Below are 21,413 nucleotides of genomic sequence, written 5' to 3'. Positions count from 1 at the left end.
GTGGTAATTTTTTTATATTTTTGATCCAAACTATCGATTTATTAAGTGACAGGCCTGATTGGAACATATGAATGTAAAATGGATGCGAAAGGCAGGTTAATGATGCCTTCTTCCTTCAAGAGACAGTTGTCTGCATTGTTGCAAGATGGTTTTGTGGTGAAACGTTCTGTTTTTCAGTCTTGTTTAGAGGTGTATCCAATGCAAGAATGGAATTTAGTGATGGCGAAAATAAATAAATTGAATCGTTTTGTTAAGAAAAACAATGATTTTATTAGAAGGTTTACTGCAGGGGTAAGAATGGTTGATGTTGATGCTTCTGGAAGGATTTTGATCCCGAAGGATCTATGTCAGTTTGCAGAATTGAAGAAAGAAATTGTCTTGTCTTCTGTTGTGAATATAATTGAGGTTTGGGATAAGGTAGAGTACGAAAAAGTAATAGATAATACTGTTGTTGATTTTGCTGATTTGGCGGAAGAGGTGATGGGAAATACAGAAGCAGATGAGTTATCATAGTCCAGTGTTGCTTAAAGAAAGTGTAGATGCCTTGGCGATAAAAGAGAATGGGGTGTATGTTGATGTTACGTTTGGTGGCGGTGGGCATTCGCGTGAAATATTGAGTCGTCTAGGTACTAAAGGCCGCTTGTTTGCTTTTGATCAAGATGTAGATGCACACCAAAATAAAATTGATGATGATCGCTTTGTTTTGATAGGGGAGAATTTCAGATTTGTCTCTAGGTTTTTACGATTTTATGGAGTTAAGAAGGTTGATGGGGTGTTGGCAGATTTAGGAGTTTCGTCTCATCAGTTTGATGCTGCAGAAAGAGGGTTTTCAACTCGTTTTGATGCTGATTTGGATATGAGAATGGATCAAAAATCAGCACTTTCGGCAAAAAAGATAATAAATTCATATAGTGAAGAACAGTTGGCGGATATATTGTTTTTGTATGGAGAACTGAGAAACGCTAGGGTTTTATCTAAAACAATTGTTGAAGCAAGGGCTGAAGACGATATAAGAACAAGTTTTCAATTGAAGGAGATTTTGAAGAGGTATCTTCCAAAGGCAAAAGAACACAAAATACTAGCACAGATATTTCAAGCTATCCGTATAGAAGTGAATCAGGAGTTAGAAGTGTTGAAGGAGTTTTTAGAGCAAATTCCTGAGTTGTTAACAGAAGACGGGAGATTAAGTGTTATTTCCTATCATTCTCTAGAAGATAGGTTGGTGAAGAGGTTTATTCGAACAGGGTTGTTTAGTGGTGAACCTGAAAAAGATTTTTTTGGAAACACTAATGAACCTCTTAAAAAAGTAGGGAAACTGATTGTTCCAACGAAAGAAGAGGTTAAAAAGAATAATAGGGCAAGAAGTGCTAAGCTAAGGGCGGCAACATTAAAATAATAAGATGTCTAAGGTAAGGAAAAATATATACGATGTTTTAAGAGGGGGTTTTCTTACAGATGAAAGCGCTTTTAAAAATTGGAAGATACTTATATTTCTGGTAGCTTTATTACTAGTTATGATTTCCAGTGGGCATAGCGCGGATGCAAAAGCGGTACGGATTGCTGAACTGAATAAAGAGAAAAGGCGGTTAAGAGCCGAGAATGTTGATACGAGTACAATATTGATGCGGATGAAATTAGAAAGTAGTATACGGAAAAAAGTAAAAAACAAAGGGCTTAAACCAGCAGAGATACCCCCAAAAAAAATAAAAGTAACCTTAAATAAAGATTGAAGAAATGGTAGTAAAAAAAGGCATATTAAATAAACTCTATGTAGTGGTGGTTTTAATGATGCTTTTTTTTGTAGTTATTATCTTCCGTATTTTTAAACTTCAGTACATTGAAGGAGATAAATATCGAAAACTTTCACAAGAAAAAACAGTAAGAAACGATACTATTTTTGCAAATCGGGGTAATGTGTATGCTTCCGATGGTAATTTACTAGCGACATCCATTTCTAAGTATACCATAAGGATGGATGTGATGTCTGTTAAACCGAGAGTTTTTGAAAAACATATAAGAGCGTTGTCTGATTCTTTGTCGGAGCTACTAGGACGACCAGCTGATTTCTATCAAAGAAAACTTAGGGAAGCTAAAAAACGAAAGAATCGTTATTTGCTAATAGCTAGAAATATCGGGTATAACGATTATGCAAAAATGAAAACCTTTCCCATTTTTAAATTAGGGGTTTATAAAGGAGGTTTTATAGCAGAGCAACAAACCGTAAGGGTACATCCTATCGGAAAAATAGCAGAAAGAACCATTGGGTATGATGATTATAGAGGAGGCGCTGGGATAGAAGGTGCTTTTGCGGAGTATATGCAAGGAGAAAATGGTTGGCGTTTAAAACAAAAGATAGCAAAGGGGCAATGGAAGCCTATTAATGATGTGAATGAAAAAGAACCTGTTGATGGGTACGATGTTATAACTACAATTGATGTGAATATACAAGATATAACACATCATGCATTGTTAAGGCAGTTAGAGAAATTTAAAGCAGAACATGGTTGCGCTGTTGTTATGGAGGTGGAGACGGGTAAAATAAAAGCAATATCCAATTTAGGAAGAACCTCAAATGGAAAATACTACGAGAAAAGGAATTACGCGGTATGGGAGAGCCATGAGCCAGGATCAACATTTAAGCTTGCTAGTTTAATGGTTGCTCTGGAAGATAGAGTGGTAGATACCTCTACGGTTGTTGACTGTGAAAAAGGAAAGATATTCATTAACGATAGAAAAGTCGAGGATAGTAAAGAAGGAGGTCATGGAAAAATTTCGTTGGCTAGAGTTTTTGAGGTGTCATCAAATGTAGGGATCGTAAAAACGATCAGAAAACATTACGATAGAAATCCAAAAAAGTTTATCAATAAACTTAAATCATTTGGTTTAGATCAGCAGACAGGGGTTAAAATTAAGGGAGAAGGAAAACCTTTTATACCCGATGCGTCCAGTAAAAGATGGAGTCCTATTTCGTTAGAATGGATGGCGTGGGGCTATGGTGTTTCTCTTACCCCATTACAGACGTTAGCTTTTTATAACGCGGTAGCAAATAACGGAAAAATGGTAAAACCTTACTTTGTTAAAGAACTGAGAGTTGCAAGCAAGGTAGATAAGAGTTTTGGAACGAGTGTTTTAAAAGAGAGCATTGCGTCGCAGAGAACTATAGATAAGGTTAGAAAAGTAATGGAAAATGTGGTGGTAAAAGGAACTGCAAAGAACATATATTCTGAAAACTTTTCTATGGCAGGAAAAACAGGAACAGCTAAGAAATGGATACCAAGGCATAAAGACAAGAAAGGCAAAACTATTGCGGGGTATTATTCAAATTCGAAATACGTTGCTTCATTTGCAGGGTTCTTTCCTGCTAAGAAGCCTAAGTATTCTTGTATTGTCGTGATTCATGAACCTAGAAAAGAAATTGGCTATTACGGAGCAAAGGTAGCTGCACCAGTGTTTAAAAAAATCGCACAAAAAATATACACAACGACCCCTGTAAACAATCAATTGGTTAGTGATACGATGTCATATCCTAAAATAGACAAGTATTATCAGGAGTATTATGTTAAAATGAGAAAGTATAAAACTATTATGCCTAGAGTGATAGGAATGAGTGGTATGGATGCAATTTCATTGCTTGAGAATATGGGGTTAAAAGTTGAGTTTTCGGGTATGGGTAAAGTACTTGAACAATCGATAGAAAACGGTATAAAAGTATCAAAAGGAGCAACAGTTTATTTAAGATTATCATAATTGAAGAATTTAAAAGACATATTATATAAGGTTTCCGTTAATTCAGTTTCTGGAACTACTGACATTTGGATTAATGAAATACATTTTGATAGTCGCACTGTAGTAGAGGGAAGTCTTTTTGTAGCGCAAAAAGGAGGACTGGCTGATGGGCATCAATATATTTCTAAGGCTATTCAGTTAGGAGCGAAAGTTGTCATTTGTGAGAATATACCTGAAAATAAAGACGAAAGAATAACATATGTTCAGGTAGAAAATTCTAATGAGGCATTAGCAATTTTGTCAACTAATTTTTATGATAACCCATCTAGTAAGTTACAGTTAATTGGTGTTACAGGAACCAATGGGAAAACGACTATAACAACGCTATTATATCAGCTTTTTAAAAAGGCGGGTTATAGAGTAGGATTGTTGTCAACAGTAAAAGTTTTAGTACACGATAAAGAATACAAGGCAACACATACAACACCAGATTCGGTAAGTATAAATAAGTATTTAGCCGAAATGGTTAGTGATGGTATATCACATTGTTTTATGGAAATAAGTTCCCATGGAATTCATCAGAAGAGAACTGAAGGGTTACAGTTCGTTGGAGGCGTATTTACTAACCTTTCACATGACCATTTAGACTATCATGAAACCTTTGCAGAATACAGAGATGTTAAGAAATTATTTTTTGATAGTTTGCCGAAATCAGCATTTGCCCTGGTAAATATTGATGATAAAAATGGGCAAATAATGACCCAAAACACCAAGGCTAAACAATATAGTTACGCGTTAAAAACACTTGGTGATTTTAAAGCAAAAATTTTAGAAAAAAGTTTTTCAGGAACTCTGTTAACAGTGAATGGGGTCGAAGTCTGGACAAAGTTAATAGGAACTTTTAATGCGTATAATTTGTTAGCGATATACGGGGTAGCTAATTTGCTAGGAATAGAGCAGATTGAAGTGCTTAGATTGTTGAGTGAACTAGAAAGTGTTAGTGGTAGGTTTCAATATATGGTATCACAAGAGAATGTTACAGCAATTATTGACTATGCACATACTCCAGATGCATTAAAAAATGTTTTGCAAACAATAAACGATATAAGAACCAGGCAAGAGAATGTTATCACTGTTGTTGGATGTGGTGGCGATAGAGATAAAACAAAGCGACCTAAAATGGCGCATATTGCGTCGCAGTTAAGTACACAAGTAATCTTTACATCTGACAACCCAAGAACAGAAGACCCTCAAGTGATTATTGAAGATATGGAAGCAGGAGTTGCTCCTGAAAACTATAAAAAAAGTTTATCAATTTTGGATAGAAGGCAGGCAATTAAAACAGCATGTAAATTATCAGAAACGGGAGACATTATTTTGATTGCTGGAAAAGGGCATGAAAGCTATCAGGAGATAAAAGGAGAAAGATATCATTTTAATGATTTAGAAGAAGTTGTAAACTGTTTTAACCAATTAAAAAAGTCGTAACCGATGTTGTATTATGTATTTCAATATTTAGAAAGTGAGTTTAACTTGACAGGAGCAAGTGTCTTTCAGTTTATAACATTTCGAGCTGCGGCTGCTTTTATTTTATCATTATTAATATCAATGATTTTTGGAAAAAGAATCATTAATTTTTTGAAAAAGCAACAGGTGGGAGAGACCGTTCGAGATTTAGGTTTAGAAGGGCAAGTTCAAAAATCAGGAACGCCTACTATGGGTGGGGTTATAATTATTTTAGGAACATTGATTCCTGTACTCTTACTAGCAAAGTTAGAAAATATATATATCGTCATTCTATTAATAACCACCTTATGGATGGGGGTTATTGGGTTTACAGATGATTATATAAAAGTTTTCAAAAAGGATAAAAAAGGATTAAAAGGAAGGTTTAAAATTTTAGGACAAGTTGGCTTAGGAATCATTGTAGGAACAATGCTGTATTTTCATCCAGATGTAACGATTAAAGAGCAATTGCCTGCAGAGCAACAAATGGTTCAAGAAAATGGTAAAAGAAAGGTGTTTGGTGATAAGCATAAATCGACAAAAACAACGGTTCCTTTTTTAAAAAATAACGAGTTAGACTATGCTAAGGCGCTTGGTTTTTTAGGAGATGGTTACGAAAAATATGGATGGATTGTATTCGTTTTTGTAACGGTGTTTTTGGTAACAGCAGTGTCAAATGGTGCTAATTTAACCGACGGAATAGATGGTTTAGCGGCTGGTTCATCTGCGATAATGGTGGTGGCGCTAGCAATTTTTGCATGGGTGTCTGGAAATATCATTTTTGCGGATTATTTAGATGTGATGTACATACCAAAATCCGGTGAAATGGCAGTGTTTATTTTTGCTTTTGCGGGTGCTCTAATAGGGTTCTTATGGTATAATACTTATCCAGCTCAGGTGTTTATGGGAGATACAGGAAGCTTGACGATTGGAGGAGTTATTGCAGTAATAGCAATAGCTATTAGAAAAGAACTATTACTGCCAATTTTGGCTGGAATTTTTGTGGTTGAAAATTTGTCGGTAGTACTTCAAGTATCATATTTTAAATACACTAAAAAAAGATATGGAGAAGGGCGAAGAATTTTTAAAATGGCACCCCTACATCATCATTATCAAAAATCAGGCTATCATGAAAGTAAAATTGTGAACCGATTTTGGATTGTAGGAATTTTATTAGCGGTGCTAACTGTTGTGACATTAAAACTGCGATAAATGAAACGATTGGTAGTGTTGGGAGCAGGAGAGAGTGGTGTAGGAGCAGCACTTTTAGGAAAACAAAAAGGATTTGAAACTTTTGTCTCAGATAAAGGAGTAATTGCGGAGAAATACAAAGAAGTTCTTTTACATAATAATATTGAATTTGAAGAAAATCAGCATAGTGAAGCTGAAATTTTTAATGCGGATCTTGTAGTGAAAAGCCCTGGTATTCCAGATCGGGTGGCGTTGGTGAGAAAACTTAAAGAAAAAGGGATTTCTGTTATTTCTGAAATAGAGTTCGCTAGTTGTTTCACGAATGCAATAATTGTTGGGATAACAGGTTCAAACGGTAAAACCACTACTACTTTAATCACGCATCACTTACTAGAGAGTGCTGGGTTCAATGTGGGAGTAGCTGGGAATATTGGTGATAGTTTTGCGCAACAGGTCGCTGAACAAAATTATAATGAATATGTATTGGAATTAAGCAGTTTTCAGCTAGATGGAATCGAGAAGTTTAATCCTCATATAGCGATAATTACAAATATAACACCAGATCATCTAGATAGATATGATTTTGATTTTAATAAATACGTAGCATCAAAATTTCGAATAACAAAAAATCAAACAAAAGATGATTTTTTAATTTATGATGCAGATGATAGTGTGATAGATAATTGGTTAAAAAATAACATAACGAAAGCAAGGCTGGCTCCTTTTTCAATAGAAAAAGAAGTGGAGTTTGGAGCTTTCGTCAAAGAAAATAAAATAATGATAAAATTAAATAAAGAAGAGGAGTTAATGAGTGTTGCGGAATTAAAATTACAAGGAAAACATAATATAAAAAACGCAATGGCCGCTGCAATGGCAGCAAAACTATTGAAAGCAAGAAAAGAAGTGATAGCAGAAAGTTTAGCGAATTTCGAGGGTGCAGAGCATCGCCTAGAAAGTATCCAAAAGATTAATGGTGTTCAATATATTAATGATAGTAAGGCAACCAACGTAAATGCTGTGTTTTATGCATTAGAATGCATGGATAATCCAACAGTGTGGATTGTGGGAGGAGTTGATAAAGGAAATGATTATACAGACTTGTTGCCGTTGGTTAGAGAAAAAGTAAAAGCCATTGTTTGTTTAGGCTTAGATAATCAAAAGATCATAAATACATTTGAAAATGTAGTAGATGTACTGGTAGAAACCGCAGGTGCTGAAGAAGCAGTCAAGGTAGCACATAAAATTGCAGAGAAAGGGGATGTCGTTTTATTGTCTCCCGCTTGTGCTAGCTTTGATTTGTTTGCTAATTATGAAGACAGAGGATTAAAGTTTAAAGAAGCGGTTAGAGGCTTATAACAAATAAAAAACAGAGATATTTAGTTGTATGAAATCCATTTTTAAACATATAAAAGGAGATAAGGCAATATGGGCTATAGTGACCATATTAGCAATTCTTTCGTTTATGCCGGTATATAGTGCTAGTACGAATTTAGTTTATGTTGTGGGAAATGGATCTACTTTAGGGCATTTAGTTAAACATGTACTTCTTTTAATAACAGGTTTCATCATTATTTACGGTATCCATAAAGTACCATATCGTTATTTTAGTGGAGGCTCAGTTTTAATGCTTCCAATAGTGGTGCTGCTGTTGGTTTTTACGATGGCTCAAGGCAAAGTAATAGAAGGTGCAAATGCCAGCCGTTGGATTCATATTCCTTTTGTGGGTATTGGATTCCAGACTTCTACTTTGGCAGGTTTGGTATTGATGGTTTATGTAGCTAGGTATTTAGCGAAGCATAAAGAAAGGCAAATATTATTTAGAGACAGCTTATTGCAATTATGGTTGCCAGTAGGTTTAGTGCTAATTTTGGTGTTGCCAGCGAACTTTTCAACAACAGCTATGTTTTTTACTATGGTTTTAATGTTGACCTATATAGGTGGGTATCCGCTTAAGTATTTAGGGTATATTTTGTTAATGGCATTGTTTTCTTTGCTCTTCTTTATTTTAGTAGCAAAAGCATTTCCTGATGCAATGCCTAACCGTATAAATACTTGGCACAGTAGACTAGAAAGTTTTTCTAAAACAGAAGGAGCTGAAAGTTATCAAGTTGAAAAAGCAAAAATCGCCATAGCTACAGGAGGTCCTATAGGTAAAGGCCCTGGTAAAAGTGTGCAAAAAAACTTTTTACCACAATCTTCTTCAGATTTTATATATGCAATAATTATTGAAGAATATGGCTTAGTAGGTGCTTTTTTAGTAGTTTTCATTTATTTCCTATTGTTGTTTAGGATATTAATAACTGCAAAAAAGGCGAACACAATTTTTGCGACTTTAATGGTCGTTGGAGTCGGTATACCTATTGTTTTTCAAGCATTGGTTAATATGGCTGTTGCGGTGAATATTTTACCTGTAACAGGGCAAACACTTCCGCTAATAAGTAGCGGAGGAACATCTATTTGGATGACTTGCTTTGCATTAGGCATGATATTGAGTGTAAGCGCTTCGAAGAATGAAACAGAAGAAACAATATTAGATGATAACCCTTTAGATATTTTACATGAAACAATATAAAGCAAAATGAGAATGTTTGATTAAAATCAATTAAGATATGAAACAATCAATTAATGTCGTTATAAGTGGAGGAGGAACAGGAGGGCATATATACCCTGCTATTGCAATAGCAAATGAACTTAGACTCCGATACCCTGAGGCAAACATTTTATTTGTGGGAGCAAAGGATAAAATGGAAATGCAAAAAGTGCCGCAAGCAGGCTATGATATTAAAGGATTATGGATATCTGGAATTCAACGAAAAGTAACCTTGAAGAATCTTGTGTTTCCATTTAAATTTTTAAGTAGTTTATGGAAGGCAAATGGTATTGTAAGGAGCTTTAAACCAGATGTGGCTATTGGAACTGGTGGCTTTGCAAGTGGACCGATATTAATGGTTGCAAATAAACGAGGGGTGCCAACGTTAATTCAAGAGCAAAATTCATATCCAGGAATTACCAATAAGTTGTTAGGGAAAAAAGCAAAAAAAATATGTGTAGCATATGATAATCTCGAGCGTTTCTTTTCATCTGAAAGGCTTATAAAAACAGGAAACCCTGTTCGTCAAGATTTATTATTTATACACACCAAGGTTGAGGAAGGAAAGTCATTTTTCGGTTTGAATTTGGCGAAAAAGACCTTATTGGTTTTAGGAGGAAGTTTAGGGGCAAGAAGAATAAATCAATTAATAGCATCTCAATTAGATTTTTTCAAAAAACAGAACCTGCAAGTAATATGGCAATGTGGTAAATTATATTTTGAAGAATATCAAAAATATAATGAGAAGGAAAATGTGCAGGTACATGAGTTTTTAGACCGAATGGATTTGGCATATGCGGCAGCAGATTTTGTTGTGTCAAGAGCAGGTGCGAGTTCGGTTTCAGAATTATGTATTGTAGGTAAGCCTACTATATTTATTCCGTCACCAAATGTAGCCGAAGACCATCAAACCAAAAATGCAAAAGCTATTGCTGATAGACATGGCGCGATTTTGGTTAAAGAAAATGAGCTAGAGACGTTTCCTATTGTGTTAGAAACATTGTTAAAAGATGAAGGGAAACAAGAAAGTTTAAGTGATAATATAAAAACGATGGCATTACCAAATGCAACCAATGATATCGTAAATGAAATTGAAAAAATAATGTCGTTGAAATAGTTTGTGAGATTAATGGAGTTAACAAAAATACATAATGTATATTTTATTGGAATAGGAGGTATTGGAATGAGTGCTATTGCCCGTTATTTTGCTAGAAATGGTAAGAAGGTAGCAGGATATGATAAAATATCGACACCAATAACAAGCGCATTAACTGATATGGGCGTTGAGATACATTTAGAGGATGCAGTAAAAAATATACCGATATCATTTTTAGATAAAAAGGCAACAATAGTAATATATACTCCGGCAATTTCAAAAGAGCATAGAGAACTTACATATTTTGAAAATAATAATTATACTGTTTTTAAAAGAGCAGAAATTTTAGGAGAGATAACTAAAAACACGTTTTGTTTAGGGGTTGCAGGAACCCATGGAAAGACAACAACCTCTTCCATTCTTGGGCATATAATGCAACCTATTGGAGCTACTGCCTTTTTAGGGGGAATTGCAGAGAATTACAATTCAAACTTAATATTGGGAGGGGATAAAATTTCTGTTGTAGAGGCAGATGAATTTGATAGATCGTTTTTAAAACTATCTCCCAATATTGCTTGCGTTACCTCCATGGATGCAGATCATTTAGATATATACGGAGAGGCTGATGTGCTTGAGCAGTCTTTTATAGACTTCATCGGTAAGGTTACAGGGACTCTTATTGTGGCTAAAGGTTTGCCTCTTCAAGGGCTTACCTATGCAGTTGGCGAAGATGCAGATTATATGGCTTATGATGTGAAAATAGATGAAGGAAAATATGTGTTAAATGTGAAAACTCCAACAGATACTGTTGAAAACATTGAATTTCAATTGCCTGGAAAGCATAATTTGATGAATATGCTAGCAGCGCTGGCTATGGCTGATGTTTATGGAGTTTCAATGGTAATGATAAAAGAGCAAATCAAGACTTTTAAGGGGGTGGAAAGAAGGTTTTCGTATAAGATAAATTCAAAGAATGTTGTACTTATAGATGATTATGCACATCATCCAACAGAAATAGATGCAGTTGAGCATTCACTCCGTGAAATGTACCCGAGTCAAAAGGTGTTAGCAATATTTCAACCACACTTATACAGTAGAACACGTGATTTTTCCATTGAGTTCGCAAAGGCATTATCAAAGTTTGATGAAGTATTATTATTAGATATTTACCCAGCAAGAGAATTACCTATAAAAGGAGTGACCTCCTCTTGGTTGTTGGGCTTGATAAGTCATGAGAATAAAAAATTAATCGCCAAACCAGAATTACTAGATGAGGTTTTGAAATCTGACGCAAAAATTATAGTAATGATGGGGGCTGGTGATATCGGTTTATTGGTTGATAAAGTAAAAATAGAATTAGAAAATAAACATAATGTTTTAACGTGAATAGAATCGTAGCTTACATATCATTTATCTTACTAATGGTCATATTATTTCTTTTATATGGCTTTGCATTGAATAGAAATGGACTTAAAAAAGTAGAAACTACTATAGTTGAGTTTGAAGCAGGAGATAATAACTTCCTTACACACAGAACGGTTGATAAAATGTTAATACAAAATCGAAAAAATGTTAAAAACCAACCGAAAAGAGTAGTAGATTTACACTTTCTAGAAACCAATGTTACAGCAAACCCTTATGTAGAAAAAGCAACTGTTTTTTTAACTATTAATGGGGTGTTGAAAACACTCATAAAGCAACGAAAGCCAATAGCTAGAGTTGTTGATAAAGGTACGTCTTATTATGTTGATAAGTATGGAGTTAAAGTTCCGTTATCAACAAATTTTTCGGCCAGAGTACCATTAGTTTCTGGAGTGGGGAATGCTGAAGAAATCAAAGAATTAACACAGTTAATAAAAGCAATATCGAGCGATGAGTTTTTTAAAAAGGAGATCATTGCAATTGAAAAAAATGCTCAAAATGAATATTTTTTTACTGTTCGTACAGGGAACTATAAAATAATATTTGGAACCTTGGATGATGTTGAGGTTAAGTTTAGGAAACTTAAAGCATATTATAATAAAGCACTCATAGATGGGTCTATAAAAAAATATAAAACAATTAATGTAAAGTATCACAATCAGGTTGTGTGCACAAAACAAAATCAAGATGGAGAACAATAAAATAGCAGTTGGCTTAGACATTGGTACAACCAAAATTGTTGCCATGATTGGTCGTAAGAATGAATACGAAAAACTAGAAGTTTTAGGTATTGGTAAAGCGAAAAGTTTAGGTGTAAAACGTGGTGTGGTAAATAATATTACGCAAACTATACAATCCATTCAGCAAGCAGTTGATGAAGCACAAAGTGTATCAGGGCAGCAAATAAATGATGTAGTTGTCGGTATTGCAGGGCAACATATAAGAAGTTTGCATCACAGTGACTATATCACAAGAGAAAAACCTGATGAGGTAATTGACGAAGCTGATATTGAGAATTTAGTAGGGCAGGTACATAAATTAGTAATGCTGCCTGGAGAGGAAATAATTCATGTATTACCACAAGAATATAAGGTAGATAGCCAGCCAGAAATAAAGGAACCTATAGGAATGTATGGAGGAAGACTAGAAGCTAATTTTCATGTTGTTGTTGGGCAAGTATCGTCTATTAGAAATATAGGCAGGTGTGTTAAAAGCGCAGGATTAAACCTTTCTGATATTACACTTGAACCTTTAGCTTCAGCCGCCGCAGTATTAAGTCAAGAAGAAAAAGAAGCAGGAGTAGCATTAATTGATATAGGTGGAGGAACCACTGATTTAGCGATTTTTAAAGATGGCATTATTAGACATACAGCAGTAATACCATTCGGAGGAAATGTGATTACAGAAGATATAAAAGAAGGCTGTTCAATTATTGAAAAACAGGCGGAATTATTAAAAATAAAATTTGGATCTGCTTGGCCTGGAGAAAATAAAGAAACTGAAATTGTTTCTATCCCTGGCTTAAGAGGAAGAGAACCAAAGGAAATCACATTGAAAAATCTCTCAAAAATAATACATGCTCGTGTACAAGAGATTATAGAACATGTGTATTTAGAAATTAAAAATTACGGGCATGAAACACAAAAAGGAAAGTTAATTGCAGGTATCGTTCTAACGGGAGGTGGTTCTCAATTGAAACATTTACGTCAGTTAGTTGAATATATCACAGGGATGGATGTTCGTGTTGGGTATCCTAATGAGCATTTGGCTGGAGACTCTGACGATTTGATTTCTAGTCCAGCATATGCTACTGCAGTAGGTTTATTAATGGAAGGTCTAGAAAAACAAGTTAGAGAAGAAATAATTGAAGAAACACCTAAGGAAGAACCAGTTTTTGAAAGAAAATTAGAAGAAGGAGAGCAAACAGATGAAATTGTTAGAGAAAAAGAAAAACCGAAATTAAAATCTAAAACATTTTTTGAAAAATTCACAGAGCGTTTCAAAGAGTTTTTAGATAATGCAGAATAATTATATAAATTAAAAATAATTCCTTTAATCCCCTATAGGAATTAAGTAAACAAAAATTAAATAAAAGAAAAGTTATTATGGGTACAGAATTTGATAACATTTCATTCGATATGCCAAAATCACAATCTAATGCCATTAAGGTAATTGGTGTTGGAGGGGGGGGTAGCAATGCTGTTAATCACATGTATAGTAAACAGATTCACGGAGTAGATTTTGTGATCTGTAACACGGATTCTCAAGCGCTTGAAAATAGCCCAATACCAAATAAAATCCAATTGGGGGCGCATTTAACTTCTGGGTTAGGTGCTGGAGCAAATCCTGAGATCGGCGCACAAGCAGCAGCAGAAAGTATTCAAGAAATTCAACAGATGTTGAGCACCCATACCAAAATGGTATTTATTACCGCGGGTATGGGAGGTGGAACAGGAACAGGAGCCGCCCCAATTATTGCAAAAATTGCCAAAGAAATGGACATATTAACGGTTGGAATCGTTACAATGCCATTTCAGTTTGAAGGAAGAATGCGTACAAAACAGGCGCAAAAAGGAATAGACGAGCTTCGGAAAAATGTCGATTCGTTAATTGTAATTAATAATAATAAGTTACGTGAGGTTTATGGTAATTTAGGGTTTAAAGCTGGGTTCTCTAAAGCAGATGAAGTATTAGCTACAGCGGCAAAAGGGATCGCGGAAGTTATTACACATCACTATAAACAGAATATAGATTTACATGATGCAAAAACAGTATTAGCTCAAAGTGGTACGGCTATCATGGGATCAGCAAAGGAGTCAGGAGCAAATAGAGCTAAAAATGCTATTGTAAAAGCGTTAGATTCTCCTTTACTAAATGATAATAAAATTACAGGGGCTAAAAATGTATTATTGTTAATTATTTCTGGTGCTAATGAAGTTACATTAGATGAAATCGGGGAGATTAATGATTACATACAAGAAGAGGCTGGATATGATGCCAATATTATCATGGGTATTGGTGAAGATGATACTTTAGAAGACGGACTATCATTAACGGTGGTAGCTACTGGTTTTGCTGCAGATCAGCAAGGAAATATTACGAATACGGAAGTTAAAAAAATAGTTCATACCTTAGAGGATGAGCAAAAGGCTACCTATACGTTTGATGAAAAGAAAGTAGTGAAGGCACCTAGTATTGATGAGCCTTTAACTTCAAAACCGGAACAAAAAATAGTTCACGTTTTAGAAGAAGAAAAAGTAGTTGAAGCATCTACGTTGAGTTTGATACCAACAACAGAAGCAATTAGAAATATAGAGGTTGTATATGATGAAATTAATATAGATTCTGTTTCAGAAGAGGATTTTATTATTACAAATATTACCGAAGTAAAAGAGGAGATTAAAGAAGATAAACAGCAATATATTCAACAAGACTTGTTGTTTGATTTACCTTTAAATTCTTATGAGGAGATAAAACCAAAGACAACATTAGTTGAAACAACAAAGAAGATTCAAAACATAGAAGTAAAAGCAGAGGAAGTAAAACCTACTATAAAGGAAGTAGAAAAACGCTATGTGCTAGATGATTTTAATGCAGAGCCTACTATAGGTAAAAGCTCAACTCCTGTAGTCGCAAAGGAAGAAGATGAAGCGTTAAAATTTAAAGTGAGTAGTAAAGAACATCAAAAAAGTGCCATAGATACTCATGAAGACGAATCTTCTCCGCTAAGTTTAACGATATCTGAGTTGCGAAAGAGAGCGCAGGAAAGACGTGAAAAAATGAAAGGATTCAATTATAAATTTGCCGATCAGGTAAGTAAAAATATTGATGAAATTGAACGCCAACCGGCATATAAAAGGTTAGGTGTTGATCTTGAGGTTACTAAAGATATTAGTAAGTCTGATACAGCCTTAAACACTGATAATAATGATTTATTACGTTCAAATAATTCATTTTTACATGATAATGTAGATTAGTATATAAAAATTAAATAATTTTAGTGGCGATAAGATAATAATCCAATTTTCACTATAAAACTTGTAAGATGAGTGTACAAAAAGATGTTGTAAATAAAATGAAAGAGGCTATGAAGTCTAAAGATGCTGTGGCTTTAACGGCCTTAAGAGCATTAAAGTCAGCATTTATGTTAGCAAAAACTGAAAGTGGTTCGGGAGAATTAACTTCCGAAGAAGAACTGAAGATTATTCAGAAACAAGTGAAGCAAAGAAGAGATAGTGCAAAAGTCTTTAAAGAGCAAAATAGAGAAGATTTAGTAGAACCAGAATTGGCAGAGATAGCAGTTCTAGAGCAGTTTTTACCAGAAGCTTTAGGTGAGGAAGAAATTGAAAAAATTATACTGGCAACAATAAAAGAAGTGGGTGCTGAAGGAATGAAAGATATGGGAAAGGTAATGGGTATTGCATCAAAAAAGTTGGTAGGACAAGCTGATGGTAAGGTGATTTCTGCTATTGTCAAAGCAAAATTAACATAATAGTTTAATAGACCTTGTAGTTCAATTGGATAGAATATCAGATTTCGGCTCTGACGATGAGGGTTCGAGTCCTTCCTGGGTCACTAAAACCCCTTATAAACCTTGTGTTTATGAGGGGCTTTTTTTGGGTGTCACCACAGGTGTCACTTTTTGGATGCTTCACTTTAATAGTTTTTCTGATGTTAATGTATCGACCATAAATGTGTTTGGAAAACACCGATCTATTGGGAAAAATATAAGCATTACTAAAAGGGAATGATTGAATGATTTTATCTAAGATATGTTATGAAAAAAGCCAGAAGAAAAAATCTCTTCTGGCTTATTTACATGTACTAAGGGGCTCAATTAATTCCCTAGAGTTACAAAATCAATAATTCAATATCGTTTAATTTTGTGAAAAATTTTACTGTTTGTTATCAGTTTTACATCCGTAGACGCATTAGATTTGAAACAGATAAAATTATTTTACTAGAGGCTATTATTCTATGTTAGAAAATAGATTAAGTTATTTAAATATCTAGTAACCTGGGTTTTGTTCAATTTTTGAATTAGAGTCCATTTCAGATTGTGGAATTGGTAAAACTAGACGGTCTTCATCCCAACCAATAGAACCGATATTCGTTTTGGTTCTTTTTTTGTCATGAATTGAAAAACCTTCAAAAGCTAATTCAAATTTACGTTCACGTAATATAAGATCTTCACTTATAGATGTTAATATTGGCGCGCCAGAACGACTTCTTATTAAATTAATGTCATCCAAAGGACTTTGTCCAATATTTGTTGCAAGTCTAAAATTAGCTTCAGCCCTAATTAAATACATTTCGGCCAATCGTATAACTGAAATATTGGCATATTGATTAGAGTATTTCGCAGTAAGCCCTCCTGCATCATCAATCAAGTCATATTCATCCGTTATAAAAGAAGCTCTTTCGTCTGTTGCTGGTGAATCAAAACTGTTATAGTAAGTGTCATTAATCCATATGTCGGAACCTCTTCCGCCATTTTCTTCTGAAGCATAAAAAGTCACTAAATTACTATAGCCAGTTTGATCTGTTATTTGAAAAGCAAAAACGTCTTCATTTGAATCATTGTCATTGTTAAAAGCTTTTGCATAGCTATTTGTCAAGCCATGCGAACTGTTAAGAATAACGTCGTTTGAAGCGTCACGTGCTTTCTCGTAATTGGCTTGTTGAAGATAAACTCTTGCTTGTAAGGCTTTTGCTGAATATTTGTCGGCAAAAACTGTATTATATTCAGGGAGCATGTTATATGCATCGTCCAAATCACTTAGAATTTGAGAATATATCTCAGACACTGAATTTCTTTCTACAGACAAGTCTATGGTGAAATCTTTGATTCCTTCGAGTTTTAGTGGAACCCCCATGTCACTACCCGAGGTAGCGGGATCGTATTGTTTAGCAAAATTTCTAATGAGATCAAAATAAGCCAAAGCACGTAGAAATTTCGCCTCTCCTTCTATACGTGATTTTTCCGCAGCATCGTTAATAATGTTAATATTATCTACTACTAGGTTCACTTGATTGATGATGCCGTAGTTTATATTCCAGTTGCGCTCTGCTAAATAATTATCTTTAAGAATTGTTTTATTATCAAATTGCCTTGGGCCAACAAAGGTACCATACCATGAAACCTCACCATCGTTACCTAATAAATCAGCCATCATGTGAGTATCTCCATTTCCTCCAAGGGGAGCATAGCTTCCTAGAAGTAAACTTCTTAAGCTACCAGGAGATGATATTGCAATGTCTAGCGAAATGTCCTGTTCAGGATCTATTGTTAATTTGTCATCACACCCTATAGAAATTGTAAAAAAGAATGCTATGATATAAATATATATTGTTGTTGTTTTCATAATTTTAAGTTTTAAAATCCGATATTAACACCTATTGAATATGTTCTTGGCGCTGGAGCTGAGTAAAATACTGACCCAGGGTCTCCACTATTGCCGTCATATCTAGATTCTGGATCGTACCCTGTATAATTTGTAAATGTAAAAAGATTTAAACCAGAAAAATATAATCGAACACTATCAAAGTTGGCCTTAGAAATCATCTTTTTAGGAATTCGATATCCTAAAATCAGATTTCGTAGTCTTATAAAGTCCCCACTTTCTATCCATCTTGTTGAGGCAGCAGCTCCGTTACCGTCTCCAAGACGAGCTTGAGGAACATTGGTAATATCTCCAGGGTTTTGCCATCTTTGTAGCTGATCTTTGGTTTGGTTATCGAACCAGTCACCGTTTGCTGATTGAAAACGACCACCATCGTTATAAATACTTGCTCCCCATTCACCACCAAAAGTAAACGAAAAGTCAAAGTTATGATATGTAAATGTGTTTGTCAATCCGCCAATCCATTCAGGGTTTGGGTTGCCCGCAATAATTCTTTGTGCCTCTGAGGAATCATTGGTTGTAGAGCGATCAATTGTGCCGTTATTATTGGTGTTTTTATAATACAGAGCATCTCCATTTGCTGGATCAACACCAGCATATTCAATTAAATACAGTGAGTTTACTGCTTCTCCTTTTCGTAAAATATTGTTTCCGGAAATTTGATCCGCATCTCCAAAGGGTAAATTTTCTATTGAATTTACGTTTTGCCCAATATTAAAGTTTGATGACCAAGAGAAATGTTTATTTTTAAAAATTTTAGCGTCTAATTCAATTTCAATTCCGTCTGCCTTAAGCCTACCGATGTTTTGAATGATTGTTGTCATTCCGGAAGATCCCGGAATTGCGCGTTCAAACAGTAAATCTTTTGTGTCTTTTCTATAATATGCAAAACTACCACTAATTCTGTTTTCTAAGAGTGCATACTCAACTCCAAAATCCATTTGTTCTGAAGATTCCCATCTTAATGACCTATCCCCTACTTGAGTTTGTTCAATACCAGGTAGCTTATTATATGAAACTGCTGAAAATAAGTTTAATGAACTAAAATCTCCAATTTCAGCGTTCCCTAATGTTCCGAAGCTGGCTCTAAGTTTTAAAAACGATAAAATCTTTGAATCTTCCAAAAAATCCTCTTTACTTAGAATCCATCCACCAGATATAGAAGAGAAATTTCCATATCTATTATCTTCACCAAAACGAGATGAGCCATCTCGTCTAAAAGAAGCTTTAAGTAAATATTTATCCAGATAAGAGTAGGTTAATCTGGTGAAATATGATAAGAAAGTGCTTGTTCTAAAATTTCCAGAACCTTCTGTAATAGAGGCCGCACTGTCTATTGTTTGGAAACCTTCTTCTGGAAATTCTGTTCCACTTACATCATTATATCTTCTTTTGACTTCATTATACTCCATACCCAATACTGCATTGATTCTGTGAGCGTTAATTTTTCTGTCAAATGAAAAGTAATTAGAAATATTAAAGGATTCTGTACTTACGTTAGAAGCAAAAGCATATCCATTTGTTGACATAAATGGTGTTTTTCTACCTCTAAAATTATCTTCAGATTGTGTGTATAAGTCATAGCCAAAATTAGTGTTTAATGAGAGGCTATTCGTAATCTCATATTTCCCTGTTAAATTACCTATCAGTCTTCTTATAATAGTATTGTAGTAGGCATTTTCATCCTCTAATAAAAAGTTTGCATAAACAGTGTTTGTATATGGATCTCCATTTTCGTCATAGGCTGGTGAAATTGGTGCTTGTGCAATAGCTTGCAATGGTGTTGTAAAGGCGTTATCGTTAGCAACCCGATCAATATTCGCTCTGCTATAGCTTAAGTTTGTTCCAAGTGTTAACTTATTGTCGAATGTATGACTAAGATTAACACGTGCACCCATTTTTTCTAAATTATTTCCTAGCACGATACCTGTAGTTTTATTGTAAGTAGTTGAGAAGAAATACTTGGTTTTCATATCACCTCCACTCACTGAAAAGTTGAGATCTTGAATGTAACCTCTTCGGAGTGCAATATCTTGCCAATCAGTGTCTATTTCTCCATTTTGCCAATCTGTATTATTAGAATACCTGTCAAGTCTACCCGGAACAAAACCTTCCCACGCCCAGCTTGAATTTTCTCCAGATTCTAAAAATAGTTCCACGTACTCTTTTGCATTTAGCCACTCTCTTTTATTAGATGCTTCACTAACTCCAGTTGAAACATTTAAATTAAAAGATGCTTTTCCGTTTTTTCCTTTCTTCGTGGTTATAACGACCACTCCGTTAGCACCACGTGCACCGTAAATAGAGGCAGAAGAGGCATCCTTTAGTATGTCAATTGACTCTATTTCATTTTGATTTAAGGTAAGTAAGGGGTTTGTCGGCGAGCCATTGTTTGATTCATTATTATTTACCATTGGAATTCCATCTATTACATAGAGCGGATTAATTCCTGCGCCAATACTTGCTTGCCCTCTAATTCGGAAAGAAAGACCTCCTTCAATTTTCCCGTTTGCTTGTCTTATTTGTACTCCAGCCGCCTTACTTGCGATGCTATTCAAAACATTTGGAGTTGGAATATCGGCTAAATCTTTAGAATTTAGGCTAGCAACATTGTCTGTCAAATTCCTTTTACTTTGCGTACCAAAACCAACAACAATAATTTCATCAAGTAAATTATCAGTATCAAGTTTAACATTTATAACACTCTGTCCTGTAACTTCTCTTTCAACCTTTTTCATTCCAATATAGTTATATACTAAAATGTCATTTGGTTGAACTTGAATAGTGTATTTTCCGTCGAAGTCAGTTTCGGTACCTATAGCTGTACCTTTCCGTATAACTGTTACTCCAGGAACAGGCCCTGTGTCGTCTGTCACAACACCAGTAATAGTCTGCTCTTGTGAGAAAGCGTTTAGCATATTTAACATTAGAAATATGGCTAAAAGCCTCTTTAAAATTACCCCCATAATAAATTGTTTTTTAGTTATTTGGCTCAAAAATGATAAAAATATATCTGATAACCTAGGGAACATGTTTAAAATATCACAAATTATTATAATATGTTTAAAATAACATATACTGTATTTCTGTTTAATTTTAAACTTTAGTGATCCTTTGAAGTATTGTTTTATACCCCCACTAATTAAGTACAGGCCGCTGTTGTTGAACTTATGGCTATGAGTATAGTATTATTTTTTACTTCATTATTTGAAGTATCAGGTTTTATAAAGGCAGTAAATATCAACAACCAAATAATTTTTTGGTACTTCTATTTATTAACAACAGAGGTGAGTTTCTTGTTGTTACAGAGAAGCGGTATCATAAAATGGATATTCATAAAAAATTAAAGGAAAAAAATATAATGTTTTGATGTAATGGTTGTTTCGAAACGGAATAACGGCCTATGAAAGAATTGTCGATTTTACTTACTTGGTGGCTTGATTAACACCATTTTGATATCAATTTACTGACTATAATT

General features: G+C 34.5%; 16 protein-coding genes and 1 tRNA gene. 15 read left to right on the top strand and 2 right to left on the bottom strand.

From position 1 onward, the window contains the following. Window positions 1-45: 45 nt before the first annotated feature. The 15 genes from mraZ (at window position 46) to AC2TDS_RS09300 (ending at window position 16,106) form a co-directional block, all read left to right on the top strand. Complete coding sequence (mraZ, locus tag AC2TDS_RS09370; RefSeq protein WP_484738825.1) at window positions 46-513, top strand: division/cell wall cluster transcriptional repressor MraZ; 468 nt, start codon at window positions 46-48, stop codon at window positions 511-513. Beyond that, window positions 500-1,396, top strand: coding sequence for a 16S rRNA (cytosine(1402)-N(4))-methyltransferase RsmH (gene rsmH, locus AC2TDS_RS09365; RefSeq protein ID WP_484738824.1), 897 nt, complete (start codon window positions 500-502; stop codon window positions 1,394-1,396). The genes mraZ and rsmH overlap by 14 nt, the downstream gene beginning before the upstream one ends. Before the next feature lie 4 nt (window positions 1,397-1,400). Next, window positions 1,401-1,730: an FtsL-like putative cell division protein gene (locus AC2TDS_RS09360; RefSeq protein ID WP_484738823.1), complete on the top strand. Its 330-nt coding sequence runs from the start codon at window positions 1,401-1,403 to the stop codon at window positions 1,728-1,730. Between the two features lie 4 nt (window positions 1,731-1,734). Further along, complete coding sequence (locus tag AC2TDS_RS09355) at window positions 1,735-3,747, top strand: PASTA domain-containing penicillin-binding protein (RefSeq protein WP_484738822.1); 2,013 nt, start codon at window positions 1,735-1,737, stop codon at window positions 3,745-3,747. Beyond that, entirely contained in the window at window positions 3,748-5,214 is a 1,467-nt protein-coding gene (locus AC2TDS_RS09350; RefSeq protein WP_484738821.1) for a UDP-N-acetylmuramoyl-L-alanyl-D-glutamate--2,6-diaminopimelate ligase, read from the top strand. A 3-nt stretch (window positions 5,215-5,217) separates the two neighbouring features. Continuing rightward, a complete protein-coding gene (gene mraY, locus AC2TDS_RS09345; protein WP_484738820.1) occupies window positions 5,218-6,444 on the top strand; it encodes a phospho-N-acetylmuramoyl-pentapeptide-transferase in 1,227 nt (408 codons plus the stop codon). Continuing rightward, window positions 6,445-7,779 carry a UDP-N-acetylmuramoyl-L-alanine--D-glutamate ligase gene (gene murD / locus AC2TDS_RS09340; protein ID WP_484738819.1) on the top strand — a complete coding sequence of 445 codons (1,335 nt, stop codon included), beginning with the start codon at window positions 6,445-6,447 and terminating at the stop codon, window positions 7,777-7,779. Window positions 7,780-7,807: 28 nt separating this feature from the next. Next, window positions 7,808-8,995, top strand: coding sequence for an FtsW/RodA/SpoVE family cell cycle protein (locus AC2TDS_RS09335; protein ID WP_484738818.1), 1,188 nt, complete (start codon window positions 7,808-7,810; stop codon window positions 8,993-8,995). Window positions 8,996-9,032: 37 nt separating this feature from the next. Continuing rightward, on the top strand, window positions 9,033-10,130 hold the full coding sequence (gene murG, locus AC2TDS_RS09330; RefSeq protein WP_484738817.1) for an undecaprenyldiphospho-muramoylpentapeptide beta-N-acetylglucosaminyltransferase: 1,098 nt from the start codon (window positions 9,033-9,035) through the stop codon (window positions 10,128-10,130). A 12-nt stretch (window positions 10,131-10,142) separates the two neighbouring features. After that, a complete protein-coding gene (murC, locus tag AC2TDS_RS09325) occupies window positions 10,143-11,495 on the top strand; it encodes a UDP-N-acetylmuramate--L-alanine ligase (RefSeq protein WP_484738816.1) in 1,353 nt (450 codons plus the stop codon). Beyond that, window positions 11,492-12,232, top strand: coding sequence for a cell division protein FtsQ/DivIB (locus AC2TDS_RS09320; protein ID WP_484738815.1), 741 nt, complete (start codon window positions 11,492-11,494; stop codon window positions 12,230-12,232). Before murC ends, AC2TDS_RS09320 begins: the two co-directional genes overlap by 4 nt. After that, on the top strand, window positions 12,219-13,559 hold the full coding sequence (ftsA, locus tag AC2TDS_RS09315) for a cell division protein FtsA (RefSeq protein ID WP_484738814.1): 1,341 nt from the start codon (window positions 12,219-12,221) through the stop codon (window positions 13,557-13,559). Before AC2TDS_RS09320 ends, ftsA begins: the two co-directional genes overlap by 14 nt. A gap of 77 nt (window positions 13,560-13,636) precedes the next feature. Continuing rightward, window positions 13,637-15,508 carry a cell division protein FtsZ gene (gene ftsZ, locus AC2TDS_RS09310; RefSeq protein ID WP_484738813.1) on the top strand — a complete coding sequence of 624 codons (1,872 nt, stop codon included), beginning with the start codon at window positions 13,637-13,639 and terminating at the stop codon, window positions 15,506-15,508. Window positions 15,509-15,576: 68 nt separating this feature from the next. Next, window positions 15,577-16,023: a GatB/YqeY domain-containing protein gene (locus AC2TDS_RS09305; protein ID WP_484738812.1), complete on the top strand. Its 447-nt coding sequence runs from the start codon at window positions 15,577-15,579 to the stop codon at window positions 16,021-16,023. A gap of 10 nt (window positions 16,024-16,033) precedes the next feature. Continuing rightward, window positions 16,034-16,106, top strand: a tRNA-Arg gene (locus AC2TDS_RS09300). 434 nt (window positions 16,107-16,540) lie between these two features. Here the strand turns inward: AC2TDS_RS09300 and AC2TDS_RS09295 are convergent. Together AC2TDS_RS09295 and AC2TDS_RS09290 are read right to left on the bottom strand one after the other, a co-directional pair. Continuing rightward, window positions 16,541-17,896, bottom strand: a complete 1,356-nt coding sequence (locus AC2TDS_RS09295) for a RagB/SusD family nutrient uptake outer membrane protein (RefSeq protein ID WP_484738811.1) — start codon at window positions 17,894-17,896, stop codon at window positions 16,541-16,543. Between the two features lie 11 nt (window positions 17,897-17,907). Continuing rightward, complete coding sequence (locus AC2TDS_RS09290; protein WP_484738810.1) at window positions 17,908-20,901, bottom strand: SusC/RagA family TonB-linked outer membrane protein; 2,994 nt, start codon at window positions 20,899-20,901, stop codon at window positions 17,908-17,910. Between the last annotated feature and the right edge of the window lie 512 nt (window positions 20,902-21,413).

Source organism: Tenacibaculum profundicola, assembly GCF_057220795.1.
The sequence above is the reverse complement of the archived record's forward strand: the minus strand, read 5'-3'. Positions and strand labels throughout refer to the sequence as shown.

What these genes read in the sequence shown, in the direction of transcription:
- AC2TDS_RS09360 (WP_484738823.1), top strand. Translation starts at nt 1,401, where the DNA reads ATGTCTAAGGTAAGGAAAAATATATACGATGTTTTAAGAGGGGGTTTT.
- AC2TDS_RS09295 (WP_484738811.1), bottom strand. Translation starts at nt 17,896, where the DNA reads ATGAAAACAACAACAATATATATTTATATCATAGCATTCTTTTTTACA.
- AC2TDS_RS09355 (WP_484738822.1), top strand. Translation starts at nt 1,735, where the DNA reads ATGGTAGTAAAAAAAGGCATATTAAATAAACTCTATGTAGTGGTGGTT.
- murG (WP_484738817.1), top strand. Translation starts at nt 9,033, where the DNA reads ATGAAACAATCAATTAATGTCGTTATAAGTGGAGGAGGAACAGGAGGG.
- AC2TDS_RS09335 (WP_484738818.1), top strand. Translation starts at nt 7,808, where the DNA reads ATGAAATCCATTTTTAAACATATAAAAGGAGATAAGGCAATATGGGCT.
- ftsA (WP_484738814.1), top strand. Translation starts at nt 12,219, where the DNA reads ATGGAGAACAATAAAATAGCAGTTGGCTTAGACATTGGTACAACCAAA.
- murD (WP_484738819.1), top strand. Translation starts at nt 6,445, where the DNA reads ATGAAACGATTGGTAGTGTTGGGAGCAGGAGAGAGTGGTGTAGGAGCA.
- rsmH (WP_484738824.1), top strand. Translation starts at nt 500, where the DNA reads ATGAGTTATCATAGTCCAGTGTTGCTTAAAGAAAGTGTAGATGCCTTG.
- AC2TDS_RS09290 (WP_484738810.1), bottom strand. Translation starts at nt 20,901, where the DNA reads ATGGGGGTAATTTTAAAGAGGCTTTTAGCCATATTTCTAATGTTAAAT.
- ftsZ (WP_484738813.1), top strand. Translation starts at nt 13,637, where the DNA reads ATGGGTACAGAATTTGATAACATTTCATTCGATATGCCAAAATCACAA.
- mraY (WP_484738820.1), top strand. Translation starts at nt 5,218, where the DNA reads ATGTTGTATTATGTATTTCAATATTTAGAAAGTGAGTTTAACTTGACA.
- murC (WP_484738816.1), top strand. Translation starts at nt 10,143, where the DNA reads ATGGAGTTAACAAAAATACATAATGTATATTTTATTGGAATAGGAGGT.
- AC2TDS_RS09305 (WP_484738812.1), top strand. Translation starts at nt 15,577, where the DNA reads ATGAGTGTACAAAAAGATGTTGTAAATAAAATGAAAGAGGCTATGAAG.